The following is a 23,363-nucleotide window of genomic DNA, read 5'->3' as shown; positions in this document are numbered from 1 at the left end:
TCTACAAAACCCCCTTTGAAGATGCTATATCACTGGAAATTATTTCACTACCTTCTTTTAAAGCTCTTGCAAATGCTTTAAATACACTTTCTATCTTATGATGGTCATTTTCTCCATATAAAAGATTAATATGTAATGTTACTCTGGATTCATTTACAAAAGCCCTAAAAAATTCTTTAAAACATTGAGTACTCATATTACCAATCATTTGAGTATCAAATTTAGCATTAAATACAAGATATGGTCTATTGCTTATATCTATTGCTACCATTGATAGAGATTCATCCATAGGTATATAGATATTAGAATATCTCCTTATTCCTTTTTTATCACCTAAAGCATTTTTAAATGCTTCACCTATGACTATACCTATGTCTTCAACGCTATGATGGTCATCTACATATATATCACCTTTACAAAGCACCTTTAAATCAAACTTGCCATGAAATGCCATCAATGTAAGCATATGGTCTAAAAATCCTATTCCAGTATCTATTTCAGCTTTACCAGAACCATCGATATTTAGTTCTACTGAAATCTGTGTTTCAAGAGTATTTCTTTCTATCCTCCAAATTCTCATACCTATTTCTCCTTTTTCAAAATATCTCTTATAGCTTCCATAAATATAGCATTTTCTTCTTTATCACCAATTGTAACTCTATAATAGTTTTTTAACTTTCCACTAAATTCTCTTATTAGCACCCCTCTATCAATAAGTTTTTGTGATAGATTTTCAAATTCAGAATAAAATAATATAAAGTTTGCTTGTGATTTATATGCCTTAATTCCTATATCAATCATTTCTTTATATAAAACTTCTCTTTCTTTTTTTACTTCATCTATATAAGTTTTTACTACATCTTTATTTCTAAGAGCTCTTGTTGCAATGAAATCTGATAATGAATTTAAATTATATGGAGGTCTTACCTTTTCAACAGAATCTATTAAACTACTATTAGATAACATATATCCTGTTCTTATTCCAGCCAATCCAAATGCCTTTGATAAGGTTCTAAGAACTATTAGGTTTTCATACTTAAAAACATCACTCAACATACTTTCTTCTCCAAAATCCATATATGCTTCGTCTAGAACTACTAAACTATCAGTTGAATTTAAAAGTTTTATTATATCTTCCCTCTTTAGTATTGTTCCAGTTGGATTATTTGGATTACATACAATTACTATTTTAGGATTATTTTCTTTTACTTTTTCAATTACATTATCTATATTTATAACTAAATTTTCGTCACTTTCAACGCCTATAAACTTAGAGCCATTTATTTGACTATATATAGAATACATGCTAAAACTTGGAGAAAAACTTAATATCACTTCATCTTTATCTACAAAAGTGTGTATTATCAAATCAATTATTTCACTTGAACCATTTCCTACTAAAAGATTTTTCTTACTTACTCCAAAAATGTTTATATAATCTATTATAGACTCTTTCAATTCACTATAAGAATCTTCAGGATATAAATTTAAATCTATATCACTATCAGAAATTTCTTTAATAAGATGCTTAAACAACTTCTTACTTCCTTCATTTGCATCAAGTTTTACTTTGCAATTCACATGATTTGGTTCATATCCCTTTAATTCTCTTATACTTTCTTTTTCTCTCAATTTAAACTCCTCCTTCTTAATTGTATTTTAGTTATCCAGTTCTTCAAATAAACGAATTATATTTTGAATTTGTTCGTATTTAAATCTATAACTAGCTCTATTTGATATAATTCTAGCACTTATATCACATATATCTTCCAATATTTCAAGACCATTTGCTTTAAGTGTATTACCTGTCTCAACTATATCTACAATTACATCTGATAATCCTACTATTGGAGCTAATTCTACAGAACCATTTAATTTTATTATTTCAATTTTTTGACCTTTCTCCTTAAAATATTTTTTAGCTATATTTGGATACTTTGTAGCTACTTTTAGATATTCATCTTCTCTATATATACTGTCGCCTTTTAATCCTGCTACAGCAAATTTACACTTACCAAAACCTAAGTCATATATTTCATATACATCTGTTTCATTCTCTAAAATAGTATCTTTCCCTGCTATACCAAGGTCTGCTACTCCTTTTTCAACATATGTAACTACATCTGATGGCTTGACATGTATATATATTATTTTATTTTCTTCATCTTTAAAGATTAACTTTCTTGTATCTGTGTCTATACTATCCCCTAGACCCATTTTTTTAAATTTTTTAAACGATTCTCCTTCTATTCTTCCTTTTGCTAGTGCTATAGTCAAATAATCCAAAATAACCCCTCCTTTTAGCTCCTATTTATATACATACTTCATTAACTCATCAACACTTAATGTAAACCCAATAGCTGGAATTTCTTTTCCATATTCTTTAGTTAAAGAATCATATCTTCCCCCACTCAAAATCTCTTTATACGAGTTTGGATAATAACCTCTAAACATAACACCTTCATAATAATCAAGCATTGTAATCATTGATAAATCAAATCTAGCCTTATCTAAAAAATTACACTCTTCAATTAAGTCATTTATTTGCTTTAATTCTTCAAGTGCTTGTTTCATTTTATCATTACAATAGAAATTTTTTGATTTTTCAATAACATTATATAAATTCCCTTGCAAACTTAAAATATTTGATAATAACTCTTTTATTTCATTTTTAAGTTTTAACTCTTCAATATATGCTTTTAATTCATGATTGTTTTTCGTATACAATAAATTTTTAATTTGATTCTCACAATTCTTATTTAGGTTTAATTCTTCTAACAATCCATTAATATACTTACTACTCCCAACTTCTAATATAAACTTATTATTGTATTTCTCAAGTATCTTAAGAGCTAATTTTACTACTTCTCTATCTGCCTCTACAGAAGATTCTCCTAGACATTCACATCCTATCTGTCTTATCTCTTTTATTCCAACTGTATTTTTATTTTTATATATTGATGAATTATAAAAAAGTTTAAGTTTTAAACCATCTTCCCATCTTGGCACAAGACTTTTGATTATACTTGTAGTTATATCAGCTCTAAGCACCATTACTTTTCCATTTACAACCTTTACCATAGATTCTTCTGGTATTTTATTGTTAATACTTGTAAACTCATCGTATTCTTCAAATAATTGTGGCTCTATTTGAAAATACTCTTCGTCTAAAAAAAGTTTATCTATTTCTCTTTTTAATTTATATCTTTTTTTAGAATAAATGACTTCATCTTCAATCCTTAAAAACTTCATATTATCACCCTTTTCATTAAAATTACTCTTCCCTTTGTAAATTTAAAACAATAAAAAGCCATATAGGCTTTATACCTATATGGCTATAATTTTCTCTTAAAATTACTTCCCATCATAGATACAAGACCAATTACACTAAAAACAGGGCTTGTGTCTATGAATTAATTTCATATTACAATCCCTTTAATCTATGATGATGGTGATGATTTAATTTTGTATTTAATTTTACTATATTTAATCTCACCATGATAATTTCCTCCCAAGTAATTTTTATTAATATTCTAAATTTACAGTTTTTTGTTACTATTAATGATAATATATTTTTCAAAAATTGGCAATAGTTATTTGTAAAATTGAATAAAATATTTTATATAGGCTTTTTATTTGTACAATTATAAATTTAATCCTTGCCTAATTTGGAAATTTTATGTATATAAAATGAAATTTCGGGAAAAATTGTAATAATTTAAAAAAACTTATTAAAATATAGTATAATAAGTATATCTTAATGTAAAGGGATGATTTTATGTATAAATATGATGACTATGTGAATTTAACAAATGATTTAGATTTACCTGTAGAAATTAGAAATAAATGTGTTAGAATTGTTAGTGTTTCAGAGAATTTAGAGGACATAATTATAGTACATAAATTCAAACTATATGTCGTAAATGAAAAGTACATTAAAGGAATTATGGAATAGACATTTTGAATGTACTATTTTTATCAAAATCTATTATAAATAAAATTTAATATTTATAATAAGGAACTGTCTTATTTGTAGAAAATATAATCTATATAAGACAGTTCCATTTTATTCATTGTAGAAATTTAGTATCAACTAATTAAACTTTTTAAAATTATAAAACATACAATAAAACAGCTAAAAAGTGAAATAAAGAACCTACCATAATAAAAATATGAAAGATTTCATGAAACCCAAATTCAGGACTTATATTAGGCTTTTTAATAATATAAATAATCGCACCTATAGAGTAAGATACACCTTCCATAATCAATAACTTAAGACAATCCTTAGGTATTGAATTGAATGCATTTATATCAAAAACAATTGCCCAACCCATAAGTAAGTATATACTTGTAGACAACCATCTAGGTGCATCCATCCAAAAGATTTTTATTATTATGCCAATAAAAGCCACTATCCATATTGCTGTAACAAATATTATGCCTTCTTTTTTTCCCATAAAATTTAGACATATCGGTGTATAAGAACCAGCAATCAATACATAAATCATTGCATGGTCTACTTTTCTAAAAAATAATTCTTGTTCTGGTGTTCCCTTTAAAAAATGATAATATGAGCTTGCACTATATAAGGCAATTAACGACAATCCAAATATTGATACAGATACTATCATCAAAAGAGAGGTTTCTTGTAATGATACAGATTGAAAAACTAAAATTATAGTTGCTAAAAGAGATAAGCAAGCCCCTATAAAATGAGTTAAACTACTTATTGGGTCTCTACCCTTCAAAAAAAATTGATACATTTCGTCCTCCTACAATTATGTATTTTAAAAATCACAGTTATCAATATAGTTTTAATTACTATATTATAGATTTAATTATACCACTTTATGTTTTTTTTACAAGAGTTAATATTGTTTTATTTTCTAATTTGCTGTATTATATATATTATGGAGGTAACATATGATGAATAATGAACTTAATACTATAATACTAGAAACAGTAAATAATGCTGATATAACTTCAAATGATATTCCCTCTATCGATTTATACATGGACCAAATAATTTCTTTAATTGACAACAAACTTTCTGCCAATAAGAGATTTGAGAGTGACAAAATTCTTACCAAAACTATGATAAATAATTACAGTAAAGAGGGATTAATCAAACCTATTAAGGGAAAAAAGTATACTAAAGAACAAATTTTACAAATGATAATCATTTATTCTATGAAAAATACACTTACAATACAAGAAATTAAAAGAATCTTACATGGTGTGTACGAAAAAGATGACTTCAATGAAGAAGACTTAGTTACTTGTTATGAAAAATTCATGTCTATAAAAGAAAATCAAAGAAAGAATATGCCAAACTTTATAGATTCTAATTTTGAAAATATCAGTATAAATCCAGAAAATAAAGAAGACTTGTTGATAGCCTTATTGAGCCTTACTTCAATGGCTGACCAATTAAAAAGTATTTCAGAAAAATTAGTAGATACCTACTTCCCAGAGATTTCTAAAAAATAACTTCAATAAAGTAAGACTGAAAATAAATATTAAAATACAATATTAATTAAATCAACTTCCATTGTATACAATATAATTTTCAGTCTAAATATTAATACTTTCTATTTTTAATTCTTTCTAATAATTTCCATGTTAAGGTTCTACAAATTTAATTTTATTCTATTTAAATTTTGACAATGTGAACAATTTAAATTAACTTGGATTTGTTTGTACCCTATGAAAACGGCTTGTTTTAATATACCAGTGCCATCATCTATCATAACTACATTGTCTTTTATCTCTACACAGAAATTATTTTCTTGATTACACCAATAACAATCATACTTTTCATTACTTTTTTCTTCTCGCATGATTCTCGCCTCCTTCAATATAAGTTTCTACATTAAAAGAGGTTTTTCCTTTATATTTTTAATAAAATATTATAACTAAAATTTCATAGAATCTATTATTCCTTCTATTTTTTCAGATGCTTTCTCTATTGCACTTTGTCTTTCATCTTCACTAGTTCCAGTTCCATCTACTAATAATTCATCAAATTTCTTAATTCCTATAAATTTCATGATACTTTCCACATAATTTAACCCTTTGTTCATAACTGGTTTTAATACCCATGGTATGTGTCCACCTGAAGATTGTATATATACCATACTTCTATCAATATCATTTAAAATCCCTTGTGGTTTATCATTACCTTCAAATGATATAGTTTTTCCATCTTGAATTATACAGTCTATATATTCTTTAAGTGGTGCTGGAAAAGATAAGCTCCACATAGGTGCTGCTATTACGTATACACTTGCACTCACAAATTGGTCACAAAGGCTCCTAATCTTCGTAAGCTCTTTTCTGTCCTTATCATCCAACTTCTTAGCATCTTCTTCATTAACTATGCAATTTCTCTTTTCAAAGTACTGATATTCAAGTCTTGGTATATGCTCTTTATAAAGGTCTATCTCTTCAACCTCAAAATCCTTGTTTTCTTCCATAAATTTATTTATAAATTTTCTTGCTACAGTTTTACTTGAAGATAAGTCTTCAGGTTTTGAATTTACATTTATATATAATAATTTTTTCTTCATAAAATCACTCCTAATATTATTTTTATATTATTATTTCACAAATATAACCATTCTATTCTGTTGACGAATCATAAAATAAATAGAGATGCAAATCTTAAATAATCTTAAAAGTAAAAAACAATAAAATACAATGTATATTAGTTACAGAAAATATTAAAGATATAATAAAAAATAGAGACTTTCACATAAGTAATTATTACAATATTTTTTATAATAAAATGTACTAAGATTAAATAATACTTAAATTTTATAATTTAAACAAAAATGGTATAGTGTTAAAACACTATACCATTACAATTATTTAAATATTTTTTAATATTTTTTCTTCCATTTTGCGCTTCTACCTCTTGCAACAACCTCTATCTTATCTTGTTTTCTTAGATTGTTAAAAACTCTATTTATTGTAGGTTCTGGAATATCAGGACATAAATCTCTTATATCTTCTTTTGTAAAATATCCAAGAGTAGAATTTATTATTTTTTCTATTCTACTAGTTTTTGTTTGTCTCTTCTTATCAGATATATTTAAACTATCATCCAACTTCTCATATGCGGTCAATATTGTCTCTAAAAAGTACTCAATCCAAGCATTCATATCTGCTTTTTCATTACCTATAGACGCTTTCAGATAATTTAAATTACTGTAATACTCATATGAACTGTCATCAAATATTTTTCCTAAACTTATATATCTTCCAACTTCATATCCATTTTTATTTAGCAACAATAGGATAAGCACTCTCGCCATTTTTATATTACCTTCTTTGAATGGATGTATCAATATGAAATCTAACACAAATGCAGAAATTAATATTAATATATCAATTTCATCTTCCTCTATCAATGTATTATAAGCTTCACATATTTCTTCTATAGCTTTTTCGACCTTATTGATGCTTGAATCAATACTTATGAATTCACCACATTTTAAATTGTGCTCAATAAAATCATTATCTGATTTGTAGCTTCCTCCTCTAGTAGATGAAAATTTATATAAGTATCCATGAAGCTCAAGAATTGTTTGTGAACTTATTGGAATACTTTCATAAGCACTATTAATAGTTTTTACTACATCTCTGTATTCAACAATACTCAATTCTTCTCTACTTCTAGGTGTAACTTCATTACTTATTAATTTTTCTAAATTAAAATTACTACTATCTCTTTGATTTCCAATGTATGTAGATTCAGAACAATCTACTAAAGATTTTTTTTCTAATCTTTCTAAAATGTCTTTTGGTTGTTTTTTGTAAAGCAGTTGTCTTCCCTTATACTCATTTATCTTAGACAACATTCTTGCTACATTCATGTTTACATACATATTTTTTAATTTGCTTTTCTTTGTAAATTCCATAAAATCACTCCATAATTAGAATTTCTCTTATCCTTGACAGCGGTTTTATTTTATCATATAATTGTGTTTTTTGCAATTTCTTGCTCAATTATCTGAATTTATATTTTTTATTCTGTTGTTATCTCATTTAATTTTTCACTTTCATTCAACCTTTCACTCTTCGGAGTATATCTTTTTAACTCTTTAAATACAACTATACCTGTAATTACTGTAGCTATAAAGTCAGATACTGGTTGAGCTGTCCATACACCCTGCAAACCTAAGAATGTAGGAAGAATTAGTACTGCTGGTATCAATAAAATTACTTGTCTTAAGAGACTTAACAACATTGCCATTTTGGCTTTTCCTATAGATTGTATAAAGTTTGTTCCTGTAACTGATAAGCCTACAATTGGCAACATAAGTAAGTATATTCTTAATCCATTAACAGATATATTCATAAGTTCAGGGTCTTTATTAAATATTCCTATAATCGCTTCTGGGAAAAGTACAATTACCACCATACCCATGCATAAAATTATAGTAGCCACTACTAATGAACCTAAATATGCTTTTTTAACTCTATCATATTTTTCAGCTCCATAATTGAAACCTATAATAGGTTGCGCTCCTTGATTTATTCCAAAGATAGGCATTAAAAATACCATTGCGATAGATGAAATTGTAGCCATAGCCCCTATAGCCAAATCTCCACCATGATTTTTAAGTGCAATATTTGATATGACCTGAACCAAACTTGCTGCAAGTTGCATTGCAAATGGAGACATACCTATTGCAAATACTGCTTTTATTAGTTTTTTATCTAATTTTAAATTAGATTTACTGAATCGTAAGTTTGATTTTCCACTTATATAATATCCTATAGTTAAAACAGCTGTAAGAGCTTGAGAAGTTATTGTAGCAATTGCAGCCCCTTGTATTCCCAAATTAAATCCAAATATTAATATCCAATCTAAAACTATATTAGTTAAACATCCTACTATCATTATTCCTGCTGAAATTTTAGGACTACCATCAGCTCTTATTGAGTGGTTTAAAGAAAAGGAAAGAAGATTTACTACTGTACCTAATAATATGATATTTATATATGATTTTGCATATATAAGAGTATTTTCACTTGCTCCAAATAATGTAAGTATCTTATTTGCAAATAATATTCCAAGTATCATTATAATAATTCCTGTTATTACAGATAATGTCATTGCATTTCCTATAAGCTTTCTTGCCTCTTCTACTTTACCTTGCCCAAGTTTTATTGATATTGTAGTAGTGGTTCCTATACCTATCAACATACCAAATGCAAGTATTATTGTCATTATCGGCATTGTAACACCAAGACCTGTTATTGCAAGTGGCCCAACTCCTGGTATATTTCCAATAAAGATTCTATCTACTACATTATATAAACTATTTACCAACATACCTATTATTGCTGGTATAGAGTATTTAAGTAGTAATTTACTAATTCGTTCTGTTCCTAATAATTGTTGATTTTCCATCAAGTCTCCTCCTTCTTCTAATATTCAATTTTCCACATATTACAAGGGAGGTGCAAATGCCCTCCCTTAATATTAACTACTTTTTAAATATTAATTTTATATATCTATTATATACCACTTTAATCAAAAAACCAAACTTTTCTAATATAAAATTTTTTTAACAAATAAAAATAAAGTGTATATATAGATGAGAGCACTAGTAATATACCCAGATTTTCTAGGTTAAAACTACTGTTTAATATATTATTTAAAAAGAATAGAGAAAGCATGGTATTTGCAATTGCTATGAAATATGGTATAAAAAATAATGTCCCTATCTCTATACTAACAATTTTATTCATATTTTTAAAAGATAGACCTATTTTTGATAGATTTTTATATTTAACTTTATCCGATGGCTCATCTGTATATAATCTGAAATATAAAAAACTGAAAACTCCCATAAACAATATCACACCTATAAAAATACCCATAAACTGTAGAATTTTACTTTGTTGTAACTCTACTAAATACATATCTGGTAAAGTTAAAAAATATGATTTATTATACTCTCTATCCAAATTAAAATATTTTTCTTTTAGGTTTTCAGTTATATTCGCACTAGTCTGCCAGTTATTATAATCAAATCCATGAAAACTCATTTTTGAAAATTCATTTTTTATATCATTGTATAAACTATCATTTATAATTATAACTTTATTAAACATTCCAGTAGGAAAGATTATATTATTTGATGATTTTTTTATTTTTATATTTACATGTTTTATATTATAATTTTTTATTTGTTTTAAAAAATTTATATCTTCTTTTGAATTACTACCAGGAATTAATATACCTTCATCCTTTTTTAGATTAACTTTGTCTAATTTTAATTGTTTTGACAATTCATTATAACTTCTTACACTTAATAGTGCTTCTCTATTGTGTTTAAGTATAGGAAAACTCACCTCTTTATAATCATATCCTTTAATTGTATTTCTAATTTGTTGTACTTCTTCATATTCTTTTTCATTATTATCTTCGGAGAAATATGAGTAAACCATTGGGAAGTTATTTTTAGAAGATTTTCCTTGAGAACTTACAAGTGTTGAAGTTGTTGTAAACGCTACTAAGGTAGTTGATAAAAGTATTGTCATTAAAAATAATAATCGTGTATTATCTTTTAATTTATACATTAGGTTACTTATAAGCAACATATTCACTTTATTTTTATAAATTTTTTCTTTATTTTTTAAATATTTTAATATTAAAATCATAAATTGAGAAAAAAATAGAAATGTACCTAAAGTAATTAGTAGTGTTATTGTGTACATACCTCCATTTATTTTTAACTTATTACCAAATAGAATCATTGTATACCCTATTATAAGACATGCTATACAAATTATGCCAAGCAACTTTGAAGTTTTTATATCTTTTTTAGGTTTTTTTGTGCCTACTAAAAGCTCTAAAACATTATTCTTATTCAATAATTTTAAGCTCAATGGCCCTGTTATTAAAAATAAAATTGTAAAACATATAACTGTAGTCAATATTGCCTTTATTGGAAAATAAATTTCTGCCAAGTTTATATAAAACAACTTGCTTAAATACAGCAAAAACAATTTAGAAATCGACAATCCAAGCAATATTCCTAATATGATTGCTAAAGAACCTATTATTAAGTTTTCAATTAATATCAATCTTTTTAGTTGTCTATTACTCATTCCAGTTATCATCAATATTCCAAAATCTTTTAATCTATATTTTAAGAAATTTCCTAGAGAATACAATATAAAAAGCAAACTAAATACTAGTATTATTAATTCTGAAACCATAAGAGCCATAAATGCAGTAGAGCCATTTTGAATTCCTGATTCTGTTATTATTGGATGAAACATAGATACAGAAAAGACAAAAAATATCATTATAGAAAAAACTGAACTGAAAAAATATGCTAAATATGCCCTAAAATTTCTAACTATATTATTATAAGCAAATCTTCTAAAATCCACTATCTTGCACCTCCTAGTTTAGACAATACAGATAGTATTTCATCATAGAAAGAATTACTACTTCCAGATTTTTTTATTTCCGTATATATACATCCATCCTTTATAAAAATTACTCTATCTGAATAACTTGCACTATATGCTTCATGAGTTACCATAAGTGTAGTTACATTTTGTTCTTTGTTTATCTTATTAAATAATCTTAGAACATCATTGGTAGATTTTGAGTCAAGGTTTCCAGTTGGTTCATCTGCAAATAGTAGTGAAGGTCTATTTATAATTGCTCTAGCAATAGCACATCTTTGAGCTTGACCTCCTGAAATTTCATAGGTTCTTCTATCTAAAAGTTTATCAATACTTAAAAATTCAGCTATATTTCTAGTTTGTCTATTCATATCTTTAATACTTGTGCCATCTAATGTAAGTGGTAACATGATATTTTCACCAACAGTTAAAGTATCAATTAAATTGAAATCCTGAAATACAAAACCAAGTTGTTTCCTTCTAAATTCAGCAAGTTTTTCTCCTTCCAATTTACTTATATCATATCCATCTAATATAACTTTACCTTCACTCTGTTTATCAACTGTAGAGATTATATTTAAAAGGGTGGATTTACCACTTCCAGATGGACCCATAACAGCTACAAACTCTCCTTTTTCTATATTTATACTAACTTTATCTAAAGCTTTAAATGAAACCTTTCCACAATATGTTTTTGATATATTTTCAATACTTAATATGTTCATTTTATATTCTCCATAATTTTTTTATTTTTACTACAATACTATATTATCGTGAACATACTACTTTAACCATAAAAATACCCTAACAATTAACTTACATATTTGTAAGACAATTAAATTAGGGCATTAAACAATCTAATTATTATTGATTAGTATTAAATTTAAAGTTCAAACGGTTTTCAAATTCATCTAACACCATAGGTTTAGCAAATAAGTATCCTTGAACTTTATCACAACCTATTTCTTTCAAAAACTCTACTTGTTCATAAGTTTCTACACCTTCACAGATTACTTTAATATCAATAGCTTTTGCCATTTCTACTATCTTAGAAATAATAATCTTTCCTCGCTTTGTATCTGTTGTCTCAATTAAAAAACCTCTATCTAATTTTAAAACATCAAAAGGAAGGTCTTTTAATAAATTTAAAGATGAATACCCTGAACCGAAGTCATCCATTGATATAATAAATCCTATTTCTTTAAGTTTTTTCATTATGTTAATCAATATGTCTAAATTATCAAATACAACACTTTCTGTTAGTTCAAGTTCAATAAACTCAGGAGATATCTCATACTTATTTATCAAATCAGTGATATTTTCTATGAAATTATCTCTGTACAAATGAACTCTAGACATATTCACTGAGATTGGTACAGGAGTATATCCTTCACTTATCCATTTGTTCAGTGTCTTACAAACTTCTTCAAAGACAAACATATCAATATTTACAATAAAACCATTTTTTTCAAATAAAGGTATAAAATCTATAGGTGAAATAAATCCCATTTCTGGACTATCCCATCTTATCAGAGCTTCTGCACCCTCAATTTCATTTCCATCATTTAGACTGTATTTAGGCTGATAATACACTATAAACTCACCTTTTTCTAAAGCCTTATTCATATTATCTTCCAATCGTTTTTCTTTATACAATCGATTTCTTGTCTCTTCATTAAAAAATGAATATGAGTGTTCGTATTTTTCTTTTTTAGTTTTTGCTGCAATATTTGCTCTATCAATTAATAAATCAATCTGTTGAACATCATCTTTTCCAGTAATTTTATATATTCCACTTGACATAACAATTTTATATTTAGATGAATTAGCAGTATCTAAGTTACAAATTTCATTATTTATTTTAGACAGTCTATTTAAAAGTTCATCTTCAGTACTACAAAAAACCAATAACATAAAATGGTCATTATCCATCCTAGCGCAAATTTCATATTTATTCATATTATTATTTAAAACATGTGCAATATGCATTAATATCTTATTTCCCTCAGCATAACCAAACATCTCGTTTATATATTTAAATTTATTGACATCCAATTGTACCAAGTAGAAGTCATCTCGATAGTAATTCTTTAGAATATACATAGAATCTTTTCTAAACTTTTCCTTATTTTTTATTCCACTTAAAGAATCATAATAAGCCAACTTTTTAAGCTGTTCTATTAACTTGGCATTGCTTAATTTCCACAATATCATAAATATTAATATATAGAAATACAATTTGATTATAAAATTAATTATTAGGCTTCTAAAGTTTTTAAATATATCACATTTTGATATTAAAGTCCAATTAGTGCCTTTAATACTTGTATATCTTAAATTATATAATTTCCAGTTATTCCAATATAAAAAGTTATTTTGGTGCTTTTCATTTATATTTTTTGAAATTTCGTTTTTAGTGCTTCCTGTGATATTTCCTTCTAAATCAAAAAGATTACTTTTATTATCAACATAGTTTTTATTTGGATGAGAAATAACAGTATAATCTTTGTCTATCATCAGAAATTTAATAGAATCATCAAAGTTACTTCTACTTACTATCTTATTTACATCTTGAAAATAAAAAGAAGCAAAAATGGTTCCAATCACCTCATTATTTTTTATAATAGGTACATATATAATAAATACTTTATCACCTGTAACATTACTAACTTCAATGTCTGAAACTACTACTTGCTTTGTTTTAAGTGCTTTCTTAAAACTAACTTTATCTTTTATTGAACCAATTTTCTCCCTATATGTACTTGAAGTGTTTCCTTTTGTATCTGTTATACCAATCATAAAAAGATTATATTCTTTTTGATATGGTCTTAATAATTTTCCTTTTTCTATTAGAGATGTTTCACTATTAGAGAATCTGTCATCTTGACTAAGAGCTTTTAATAAAGAAGTATTTGTTTTTAAATAGTCTTCAAGCTCTCTCTTAGATACCTCAATCATATTTCTAGAAGTAACTTCCATAGAATTACTTGCATATATAATTATGCTTGTGAAATCAATCAAGACTAACAGCATTAGTAAAATTAATATATGCTTAAAAATTAGCCCATCAAATACTTTTTCTTTTTTTCTCATATTAAAACACCATTGATTATATGATTTGGTTTTTTGTTATCTAGTGTTAGATTTAACAAATTTGATTTTGTTGACCACACATTATTACCTCCTTATAAAACCTTTATTGTATACTATTTTATCATAATTATGTCTAATTATGGTAAAATAGTGTCAAATATTATAATAACAAGGGTTACATAAATACAAAAACAAAAAAATACCAAGCTAGAAATTATATTCTAGCTTGGTATTTTTAATTTACAAATTAAGCATTAACTTTTGCTTTTAAATATTCATCTATTGAAGCTGCTGCTGTTTTACCAGCTCCCATTGCAGATATTACTGTTGCTGCTCCAGTAACAGCATCTCCACCTGCAAATACTCCTTCTTTAGAAGTTTGACCATTTTCATCTGTTATCAAACATCTTCTTTTATTTATATCAAGACTCTTTGTTGTAGAAGATATTAATGGATTTGGACTTGTACCAAGTGACATTATAACTGTGTCTACATCAAGTACAAATTCAGAACCTTCTATTTCTATAGGTCTTCTTCTTCCAGAATCATCTGGCTCTCCTAATTCCATTCTTATACAAACCATACCTTTAACATATCCATTTTCATCTACTAAAATTTCTTTAGGGTTTGTCAATGTATTAAATATAATACCTTCTTCTTTTGCATGGTGTACTTCTTCAGCTCTTGCTGGAAGCTCTTTTTCACTTCTTCTATAAACTATATATGATTCTGAACCTAATCTTAATGCAGTTCTAGCAGCGTCCATAGCAACATTTCCACCACCAACTACAGCAACTTTTTTACCAGAACTAATAGGTGTGTCATAGTCATCTCTGTAAGCTTTCATTAAGTTTACTCTAGTTAAAAACTCATTTGCAGAAAATACTCCATTTGCATTTTCTCCTGGTATATTCATAAACATTGGAAGACCAGCTCCTGAACCTATGAATATAGCTTCAAATCCTTCATCTTCTATAAGCTCATCTACTGTTATTGTTTTACCAACAATTACGTTAGTTTCTATTTTTACGCCTAATTTTCTTATATTATCTATTTCAGGTTGAACAACAGCTTGTTTTGGAAGTCTAAATTCAGGTATACCATAAGTTAAAACTCCGCCTGGCTCATGCATTGCTTCAAAGATTGTTACATCATAACCTTTTTTAGCTAAATCGCCAGCACAAGCTAAACCTGCTGGACCACTTCCTATTACTGCTACTTTTTGATTTTTCTTAGGCTCTGTATCAGATAGATTTATATCATTTTCTTTTGACCAATCTGCTACAAATCTTTCTAGCTTACCTATTGATACTGCATCTGATTTTATTCCAAGTATACATACACCTTCACATTGACTTTCTTGTGGGCATACTCTACCACAAACAGCTGGTAATGAACTACTCTTAGCTATTACTTTAGCAGCACCTTCTATATCATCTTCTTTAACTTTTGTTATAAATCCTGGAATATCTATTCCTACTGGACATCCACCTACACATTTTGGTTTTTTACAAGCCAAACATCTATTAGCTTCTGCCATAGCTTCTTCTTTATTGTATCCTAAACACACTTCTTCAAAATTTGTCGCTCTTACAGCAGGTTCTTGTTCTCTAACTGGTACTTTTACTTTTTTAGCATCCATTATTTGTTACCTCCACATCCACAATTACTATGATGATGACTATCGCCTTCTTCAAGTTTTAGCATAGCTCTTCCTTCTTGAGTCTTGTACATAGATTGTCTTCTCATTGCTTGGTCAAAGTCAACTAAATGTCCATCAAATTCTGGTCCATCTACACATGCAAACTTAGTTTCATCTCCAACACTAACTCTACAACCACCACACATACCTGTTCCATCAATCATTATTGTATTTAAACTTACTATAGTAGGTATATTTAGCTTTTTAGTTAATTGGCACATAAATTTCATCATTATCATTGGTCCAATTACTATTGCTTGGTCATATTTTTTGCCTTGATTATCAACTAAATCTTGTAATAAATCTGTAACTCTTCCATTAAATCCATATGTACCATCATCTGTTGATACGTATACGTTTTTAGCTACTTCTCTCATATCATCTTCTAATATGATTAATTCTTTAGTTCTTGCACCAATTATTACATCTACATCTAAGCCATTTTCTTTAAACCATTTAACTTGTGGATACACTGGTGCAGAACCAACTCCACCAGCTACAAATAATATTTTTTTATTTTTTAATTCTTCTATATCTTCATGTATAAATTCACTTGCTTGTCCTAATGGCCCTACAAAATCCATTACAAAATCGTTTTCTTCAAACATTGCTAACTTTTTAGTTGAAGCACCAACTGTTTGGAATACAATAGTTACTGTTCCTTTTTCTCTATCATAGTCAGCTATTGTAAGAGGAATTCTTTCTCCCTTTTCGTCATTTTTAATTATTATAAATTGACCAGGTTGAGAAGATTTTGCAACTCTAGGCGCCTCTATTTCCATCAAATAAATACTATCTGTTAATTGTCTCTTACTAACTATTTTATTACTCATCTCGCTATTCTCCATTCTAACAAATATATTTTTCCCACTCTAAATTTAATTAAAAACATAAACACACAAAACTATAACTTCATTATAATATAATATTAGTTCTTTATTAATTGTTTTGTATTGGACACCCCCTCTATAAAATAATTATAATTGCCCAAATTACAAATAGTTGATATTAACAAATTTCTTTTAACTGCCAATAAACACTAGATCTTATATCATATGTCTAATTTGTTATAGATTTAACCTAATACACACTTAAAGTATACTATATTATGCCAAATTTGTAACAAAAATTTTATAAATACATAATAAAATTTTTTTATTCAATTATTTATTTAATAAATTAACTTAGATTTTCATAATAACACCAATTTCTTTAAAAACTAAACGTGTATAAGGCTTTAATCTATTGCAATACCAGCTTTCATATTATCTAAAATATACCCTTATTTTATTATATATCTAAAATTTTCAATATTCATTAATTATTTGAATTTTTATATAAAATTTTTACAATTTCTAAAGATTTATTTACTTATGTAATAAATTATAATAATATTAATTTATAAAGTTAATAATTAATATGAATGAAAATAAAAATAATATAAGAATAGGAGGTACATTCTTTGAAAAACATTATTTCTGCAAAAGAACTCATATCAAAACTGGAACAAAATGATAATCTAGTCATTATAGATTGTAGATTTGACCTTATTAATAGAACTTATGGTATTGATTCTTATAAAAAAGGGCACATAAAAGGTAGTTTTATCTTAGATATAGACAAGGATTTATCGTCTCCTACAAAAGAACATGGTGGTAAAAACCCTTTACAAGACCCTTTCATATTAAAGGAAAAATTAGAAAAAATGGGTGTTGATAATGACACTACAATTGTAACTTATGATGATGGAGATTTAAATGGAGCTTGTAGACTATTTTTCCAATTAAAACACTTAGGTCTTAAGAATGTCTATGTGTTAGATGGCGGAATAACATCTTTCGTAAAGGAAGGTGGAGAACTAGAAGAAAAAGTAAATATTCCAAATTGTACAGGTAAGGAAATTAATCCAAATATAAATGATGATTTGGTTGTACCAATGGAATATGTTAAATCCAAATTATATAAAAAAGATACTATCATTATAGATTGTCGTGCTAATGAAAGATACCAAGGTTTAGTTGAACCTGCTTACTCAAAAGCTGGTCATATACCTAGTGCTAAAAATTATTTTTGCAAGGATTTAATAAAAAGTAGTTTTGAAGATGGCTCACTTAAAGACATGGAATTTTTAAAAGATTTCTTTAAAGATTTAAATACTTATGATGAAGTAATTTTATCTTGTGGCTCAGGAATATCTGCTTGTGTCAATAGCCTTGCTCTTAGAGAACTTGACATACCTCATAAGATTTATGTTGGTAGCTTTAGTGACTGGATTAGCTATGATGACAATGAAATTAAGACTGGTCAAGAATAAAGCTAATAATATATAAAAATCCGTAGATAATATCTTAAATATTTTAAAGGCGTTAGTCATTTTAGACTTTCGCCTTTAATTGTTATTTCATATACGTTTTTGAATTCATTATAACATACATTCACTTAATAATATTAATATACTGCAACATGACCATCACATCTTGATTCTGTTGCACAAATATAACTTTCTTGCTCTGTTTTGAATATTATTTGACCTCTTCCCATATCAACACTATCATTAATTACTTTTATTTCATGCCCTTTTTCAGTTAATGAATCTACTATGTGTTTTGGCATATCTGATTCAACTTCAATTCTCTTGCCTTCTATCCACTGCCATCTTGGAGCATCTAGTGCTTCTTGAGGATTTAAACCAAAGTCTATCATATTTGTTAGTACTTGAATATGTCCCTGTGGTTGCATAAAAGCACCCATTACACCAAATGGTCCTATTGCTTTATCTTCTTTGCCTAAAAATCCAGGTATTATAGTATGATAAGGTTTTTTAAATGGTTTTACTACATTATGGTGCTTAGGGTCTAAGTTGAAATTATTCCCTCTACTATGTAATGCAATCCCAGTGTTTGGTATCACAATTCCAGAACCAAAATTTATATAGTTACTCTGTATATATGAAACCATATTTCCATCCTTGTCAGCAGTACAAAGATATACTGTACCACCACAATATGGCTCTCCTGCACTTGGATACAGAGCATTTTTATTATCAATTAATGAACTTCTTTTTTTTGCGTACTCTTGGTTTAATAATTCTTGAATTTTTACCTTCATGTGTTCTATATCAGTTACATAAGTTTTAGAATCTGCAAAAGCTAATTTTAAACTCTCTATAATTTTATGTATATCTTCCACATTATCTATATTTCCTTCTATCTCTAGTTCTTTTAATATATTAAGTGCCATTAAAACTGTTATTCCATGTCCATTTGGCGGAATTTCAAATATTTTATATCCCTTATATTCCGTACTTATAGGCTCTACCCATGTTGGATAAAAACGTTCTAAATCACTTTTTCTTATAGCTCCATCGAATTTTCTAGAATACTCATCTATTTTATCAGCAAGTCTTCCTCTATAAAAGCTTTCAGATTGAGTATTTGCTATCTCTTCCAATGTATTTGCCTGTTCTTCACATATAAATATATCTCCAGCTTCTGGAGCTTTGCCATCTTTAGAAAATGTATCAAACCACGGTTTGAATTCTTCTCCAACAAGTTCTTTTTTGTATAGTTCATATGATTTTTTCCACACTTTAGCCACATTAGGTGACACTACATAACCTTCTCTGGCATAGTTTATTGCTGGAGATAAACATTCTATTAAACTAAGTTTGCCATACTTTTTATTTAATTCTGCCCAAGCTGCAGGTATTCCAGGTACAGTTACTGCTCCAAACCCATACTTTGGCATTTCCTCCGTATTATCATAATTATTTAATTCCATTTTTTCTGGAGCAAAACCACTCGAGTTCAAACCATACAATCGTTTTTCTTCATCTATCCAAACAAGTGCATATGCATCTCCCCCAATCCCATTGCTTGTTGGTTCCACTACTGCCAATGTAGCAGCTGTTGCAACTGCTGCATCTACAGCATTTCCACCTTTCTTTAGTATTTCAAGTCCAGCTTGAGATGCCAGTGGTGTTGATGTTGCAACTGCACCGTTTTTGGCATACACGACATTTCTTATTGATGAATATTTATGTTGATAAGCGTTAAACTTCATAAACTTCAACTCCTTGTCATTTTTTATTTGATAGTTTTCCTAAATTTATTATATAACATCGAGTAATACAACTGATACAAAATATAAACTTTTTCCAAAGCTTAATTCCTTCATTTCAATACGTCCTAATATAAATTATAAGATTTTCTATCTTACCTTAAAAGGATTTAATTTATTAAAAAAAGTTATTTAATTCTTTTAATAAAAATTAAATTATTCTATTATCATATTTTGAGCATATTTTAAGGTTAAGAAATAATATATAAAGTATCCTATATAATAAATTACTAGAGTCATGATAATCGGAGTAATTAATGACCTAGGTATAAACTTTTGTGCAATTGACATTGCAAATAGATTATGAACTGTACCTACAACTAACGGCAATAAAAATACAACTTTTAATTGTTTTGATATTATTGTCTCAATATCTTTGTTATTCGCTCCAAGTTTTATTAACATAATGTATCTTTCTTTATCATCATATATATTTGATAGTTGCTTAAACAGAATTATACTGCCTGTACATAAAAGAAATACTACTGATAAAAATATACCTATAAACAGCATAAGACCACTTAGTCTTATCAAATTATTATAGTTCTCAGTACTTGATGTAAAATTAAAAGGATAAGTAAATTCCATATTTTCATTTACTATATTTTTCAATTTTAAAGTTAAATCAAGTTCCTCTTTTTCATTATCTATGTCAATTAATCTTATTAGTCTAGTGCTTGCGTCTGATTTTAACCTATTAAATACTTTGTCTTTTATTACAACTAAATCAAACGTAGATTGTAAATTTATTTCTGGCTCTAAGATATTTTCTTGTACTGTAAAAATATTTGTACCATATTTTTTTTCACCTTTAATATATAGCTTTGTTTCTCCAATATTAAAGTTTTCAAAAAATATTTTCTTATATGAATCATAAACATAATATACATATTCATCTGAAGATAATTCTTCATAATCATTATTCTGATACTGTCTTAACTTCTTAAAATCACTTTCTTTAATAAAGTCTATAGATATTTTATCTTTTCTATGACTATTTGCATTTTTATAATACATTTCAAGGATTATATCTTTGTCTATAAGCTCTATTGTCTTATCAAAAATTACACTATTATCTTTTTTATATTTATATAACAGCTTGTCGATTTTACTATTTACATAACTATTTCCTGCATTTATAGTATAACTATATTTGTAATTTTCACTTATATTTCTATCTATATCATAATAAAGTGATATGGTAAATCCTAACATAGTTACACTTGTAGCTATTAATATTGCTATAATAGCCAATACTCTACTATTGCTCTTCAATTTAAATCCAAGCTCAGAAAAAGCAATTAGATTTCTTCCTTTATAATAAAAACTTTTTCTCTTCTTAACAGTATCAATGATTATAGACATAACTGATGAGAAAAATAAAAAGGTTCCTGGTATTATTGTAATTAATATAAAAACTGAAAGCATAATATTTTCAGCAATAAAATAACTAATTGACATAAAATAAGAAATTGTTATTAGCAAAATACCAAGTATCCCTTTTAGCCTTATACATTTTTTAGTTGTATGCTTTTCTGGAGATTTATTAAATAGTTCTACAATCCTTTTATTTCCAATGATTACAGTATTTCTTATTCCAATAATTATGAATATTATTAAAAATACAATGAGTGTTTGAACTAAAGCCTTTATGCTTAAATTCATCTTTACTACTATCATTTCGTTCATTAATTTTACAAGCATCATAGTCATAAGCTTTGAAAATAATAGACCTAAAACTATTCCTATTAATATTGCAAATATCCCCATTAAAAAAGTCTCATATAAAAATATTCTTCCTATCTGTTTTTTCCTCATTCCAAGTAAGCTATAAGTCCCCACCTCTCGCCTACGTCTATTAAAAAAAAATGAATTTGAATAATATATAAACAAGAAAACAAATATAATTATTACAATTGAACTTGTATTAATACCCATCCTAGTTTTTTCGCCAAGTGAGCTTAAAGCATCGTTATACTCTATAGATTTAAAGCTAAAAAATACAAACACACTAAATACAATTGAAACGAAATACATTAGATAGTTAAAAAAACTATTTTTTACATTTTGCATTGCAATTCTAAATAAACTCATTTTTATTAACTCCTCCAATTAAGGAAACTGTGTTTACTATTTTATTATAGAATTCTCTAGTACTTTCTCCCTTAACAATTTCTGTAAATATTATTCCATCCTTTATAAAGAGTATCCTATCACAAAAACTTGCACTTATAGCATCATGAGTGACCATTAATATTGTTCTATTGTTATTTTTATTTAATTTCAATAGGCAATTCAACAAATCTCTAGCAGATTTGGAATCTAACGCTCCTGTAGGTTCATCTGCAAGTATTAATGATGGTTTTGTTGCTATTGCTCTACAGACAGCTCCTCTTTGTTTTTGTCCTCCTGAAACTTCACTAGGGTATTTATCTAGTATAGATTCTATATTTAATTCTTTTGAGATTTCTTGTATTCTATTTTCTATTACTGATACACTTTCATTTTTTAAAGAAAGAGGCAACATTATATTTTCTTTTATTGTAAGAGTTTCCAAAAGATTAGAATCTTGAAACACAAATCCAAGATTATCACGTCTGAAATCTGCTAATTCATTTTGGTTCATTTTAATAGTATTCTTTCTATTTATATAAATGTCTCCTGATGAAGGAAAGTCTATTGTAGAAATGATATTTAAAAGAGTTGATTTTCCAGCACCAGATGAACCCATGATACCAACAAATTCTCCTTTATAAACCTTAAAATTTATTCCTCTTAGAGCTTCAAGTTTTGAACCCCTTCTCCCATACTCTTTTTTTATATTTTCAACAGATAAAACTTCTTCCATAGTTAAATACTCACCTTTCACCATAATTAGTTATTTATTAATTCTCATAAATATATTATATATATTAAAATAGCTTTTAAACATTTAATTACATTAATTTAAGGTTACATTTATGTAAGGTTACATTTATGTAAGTATTGCTTATATTTCTTCATTTTTATT

At 26.9% G+C, this 23,363-nt stretch carries 20 protein-coding genes; 3 read left to right on the top strand and 17 right to left on the bottom strand.

All coding sequences use genetic code 11. From position 1 onward, the window contains the following. Position 1 precedes the first annotated feature (1 nt). The 4 genes from hisB to ACTG45_RS08075 are packed head-to-tail and all read right to left on the bottom strand — an operon-like array spanning position 2 to position 3,252. The gene (gene hisB / locus ACTG45_RS08090; protein ID WP_479920137.1) at positions 2-580 is read right to left on the bottom strand and encodes an imidazoleglycerol-phosphate dehydratase HisB; all 579 of its coding nucleotides are present in this window, start codon (positions 578-580) and stop codon (positions 2-4) included. Between the two features lie 2 nt (positions 581-582). After that, a complete protein-coding gene (gene hisC, locus ACTG45_RS08085) occupies positions 583-1,632 on the bottom strand; it encodes a histidinol-phosphate transaminase (RefSeq protein ID WP_479920136.1) in 1,050 nt (349 codons plus the stop codon). A 27-nt stretch (positions 1,633-1,659) separates the two neighbouring features. Continuing rightward, positions 1,660-2,286, bottom strand: a complete 627-nt coding sequence (gene hisG / locus ACTG45_RS08080; protein ID WP_021384322.1) for an ATP phosphoribosyltransferase — start codon at positions 2,284-2,286, stop codon at positions 1,660-1,662. A gap of 21 nt (positions 2,287-2,307) precedes the next feature. After that, entirely contained in the window at positions 2,308-3,252 is a 945-nt protein-coding gene (locus ACTG45_RS08075; protein ID WP_479918567.1) for an ATP phosphoribosyltransferase regulatory subunit, read from the bottom strand. 526 nt (positions 3,253-3,778) lie between these two features. Between ACTG45_RS08075 and ACTG45_RS08070 the strand changes: the two genes are divergently transcribed. After that, positions 3,779-3,955, top strand: coding sequence for a hypothetical protein (locus ACTG45_RS08070; protein WP_003420092.1), 177 nt, complete (start codon positions 3,779-3,781; stop codon positions 3,953-3,955). Between the two features lie 157 nt (positions 3,956-4,112). Here ACTG45_RS08070 and trhA read toward each other — a convergent pair whose 3' ends face one another. Beyond that, positions 4,113-4,766 (bottom strand): PAQR family membrane homeostasis protein TrhA, encoded by a 654-nt coding sequence (gene trhA, locus ACTG45_RS08065; protein WP_021384309.1) that lies wholly within the window; start codon positions 4,764-4,766, stop codon positions 4,113-4,115. A gap of 160 nt (positions 4,767-4,926) precedes the next feature. Here trhA and ACTG45_RS08060 point away from each other — a divergent pair, with 160 nt between their 5' ends. After that, complete coding sequence (locus tag ACTG45_RS08060) at positions 4,927-5,493, top strand: DUF1836 domain-containing protein (RefSeq protein WP_021384316.1); 567 nt, start codon at positions 4,927-4,929, stop codon at positions 5,491-5,493. A gap of 140 nt (positions 5,494-5,633) precedes the next feature. Here the strand turns inward: ACTG45_RS08060 and ACTG45_RS08055 are convergent, their stop codons facing one another. The 9 genes from ACTG45_RS08055 to ACTG45_RS08015 form a co-directional block, all read right to left on the bottom strand. Further along, the gene (locus ACTG45_RS08055; protein WP_021384315.1) at positions 5,634-5,843 is read right to left on the bottom strand and encodes a hypothetical protein; all 210 of its coding nucleotides are present in this window, start codon (positions 5,841-5,843) and stop codon (positions 5,634-5,636) included. Positions 5,844-5,918: 75 nt separating this feature from the next. Further along, positions 5,919-6,572: an FMN-dependent NADH-azoreductase gene (locus tag ACTG45_RS08050; RefSeq protein ID WP_021384311.1), complete on the bottom strand. Its 654-nt coding sequence runs from the start codon at positions 6,570-6,572 to the stop codon at positions 5,919-5,921. Positions 6,573-6,884: 312 nt separating this feature from the next. After that, a complete protein-coding gene (locus ACTG45_RS08045; RefSeq protein ID WP_021384319.1) occupies positions 6,885-7,925 on the bottom strand; it encodes a Fic family protein in 1,041 nt (346 codons plus the stop codon). A 107-nt stretch (positions 7,926-8,032) separates the two neighbouring features. Then, positions 8,033-9,424 carry an MATE family efflux transporter gene (locus tag ACTG45_RS08040; protein ID WP_479920135.1) on the bottom strand — a complete coding sequence of 464 codons (1,392 nt, stop codon included), beginning with the start codon at positions 9,422-9,424 and terminating at the stop codon, positions 8,033-8,035. Between the two features lie 119 nt (positions 9,425-9,543). Next, positions 9,544-11,418 carry an FtsX-like permease family protein gene (locus ACTG45_RS08035; RefSeq protein ID WP_479920134.1) on the bottom strand — a complete coding sequence of 625 codons (1,875 nt, stop codon included), beginning with the start codon at positions 11,416-11,418 and terminating at the stop codon, positions 9,544-9,546. Next, positions 11,418-12,164: an ABC transporter ATP-binding protein gene (locus ACTG45_RS08030; RefSeq protein WP_479920133.1), complete on the bottom strand. Its 747-nt coding sequence runs from the start codon at positions 12,162-12,164 to the stop codon at positions 11,418-11,420. The genes ACTG45_RS08035 and ACTG45_RS08030 overlap by 1 nt, the downstream gene beginning before the upstream one ends. Positions 12,165-12,303: 139 nt before the next feature. Next, positions 12,304-14,532 carry a bifunctional diguanylate cyclase/phosphodiesterase gene (locus tag ACTG45_RS08025; RefSeq protein WP_479920132.1) on the bottom strand — a complete coding sequence of 743 codons (2,229 nt, stop codon included), beginning with the start codon at positions 14,530-14,532 and terminating at the stop codon, positions 12,304-12,306. 247 nt (positions 14,533-14,779) lie between these two features. Next, positions 14,780-16,174: an NADPH-dependent glutamate synthase gene (gene gltA, locus ACTG45_RS08020; protein ID WP_021384308.1), complete on the bottom strand. Its 1,395-nt coding sequence runs from the start codon at positions 16,172-16,174 to the stop codon at positions 14,780-14,782. Then, positions 16,174-17,067, bottom strand: a complete 894-nt coding sequence (locus ACTG45_RS08015) for a sulfide/dihydroorotate dehydrogenase-like FAD/NAD-binding protein (RefSeq protein ID WP_021384304.1) — start codon at positions 17,065-17,067, stop codon at positions 16,174-16,176. The genes gltA and ACTG45_RS08015 overlap by 1 nt, the downstream gene beginning before the upstream one ends. 629 nt (positions 17,068-17,696) lie before the next feature. Between ACTG45_RS08015 and ACTG45_RS08010 the strand changes: the two genes are divergently transcribed. Beyond that, complete coding sequence (locus ACTG45_RS08010) at positions 17,697-18,548, top strand: sulfurtransferase (protein ID WP_021384299.1); 852 nt, start codon at positions 17,697-17,699, stop codon at positions 18,546-18,548. A gap of 134 nt (positions 18,549-18,682) precedes the next feature. Here ACTG45_RS08010 and ggt read toward each other — a convergent pair whose 3' ends face one another. The 3 genes from ggt to ACTG45_RS07995 all read right to left on the bottom strand — a co-directional run bounded on the left by ggt (position 18,683) and on the right by ACTG45_RS07995 (position 23,201). Next, complete coding sequence (ggt, locus tag ACTG45_RS08005) at positions 18,683-20,296, bottom strand: gamma-glutamyltransferase (protein ID WP_479920131.1); 1,614 nt, start codon at positions 20,294-20,296, stop codon at positions 18,683-18,685. Between the two features lie 213 nt (positions 20,297-20,509). Next, positions 20,510-22,447, bottom strand: coding sequence for an FtsX-like permease family protein (locus ACTG45_RS08000; protein WP_021384297.1), 1,938 nt, complete (start codon positions 22,445-22,447; stop codon positions 20,510-20,512). Then, a complete protein-coding gene (locus ACTG45_RS07995; RefSeq protein ID WP_021384292.1) occupies positions 22,434-23,201 on the bottom strand; it encodes an ABC transporter ATP-binding protein in 768 nt (255 codons plus the stop codon). Before ACTG45_RS07995 ends, ACTG45_RS08000 begins: the two co-directional genes overlap by 14 nt. Positions 23,202-23,363: the final 162 nt, after the last annotated feature.

The organism is Clostridioides sp. LIBA-7602, from assembly GCF_056688945.1.
This window is presented reverse-complemented; position numbering and strand designations above follow the sequence as displayed.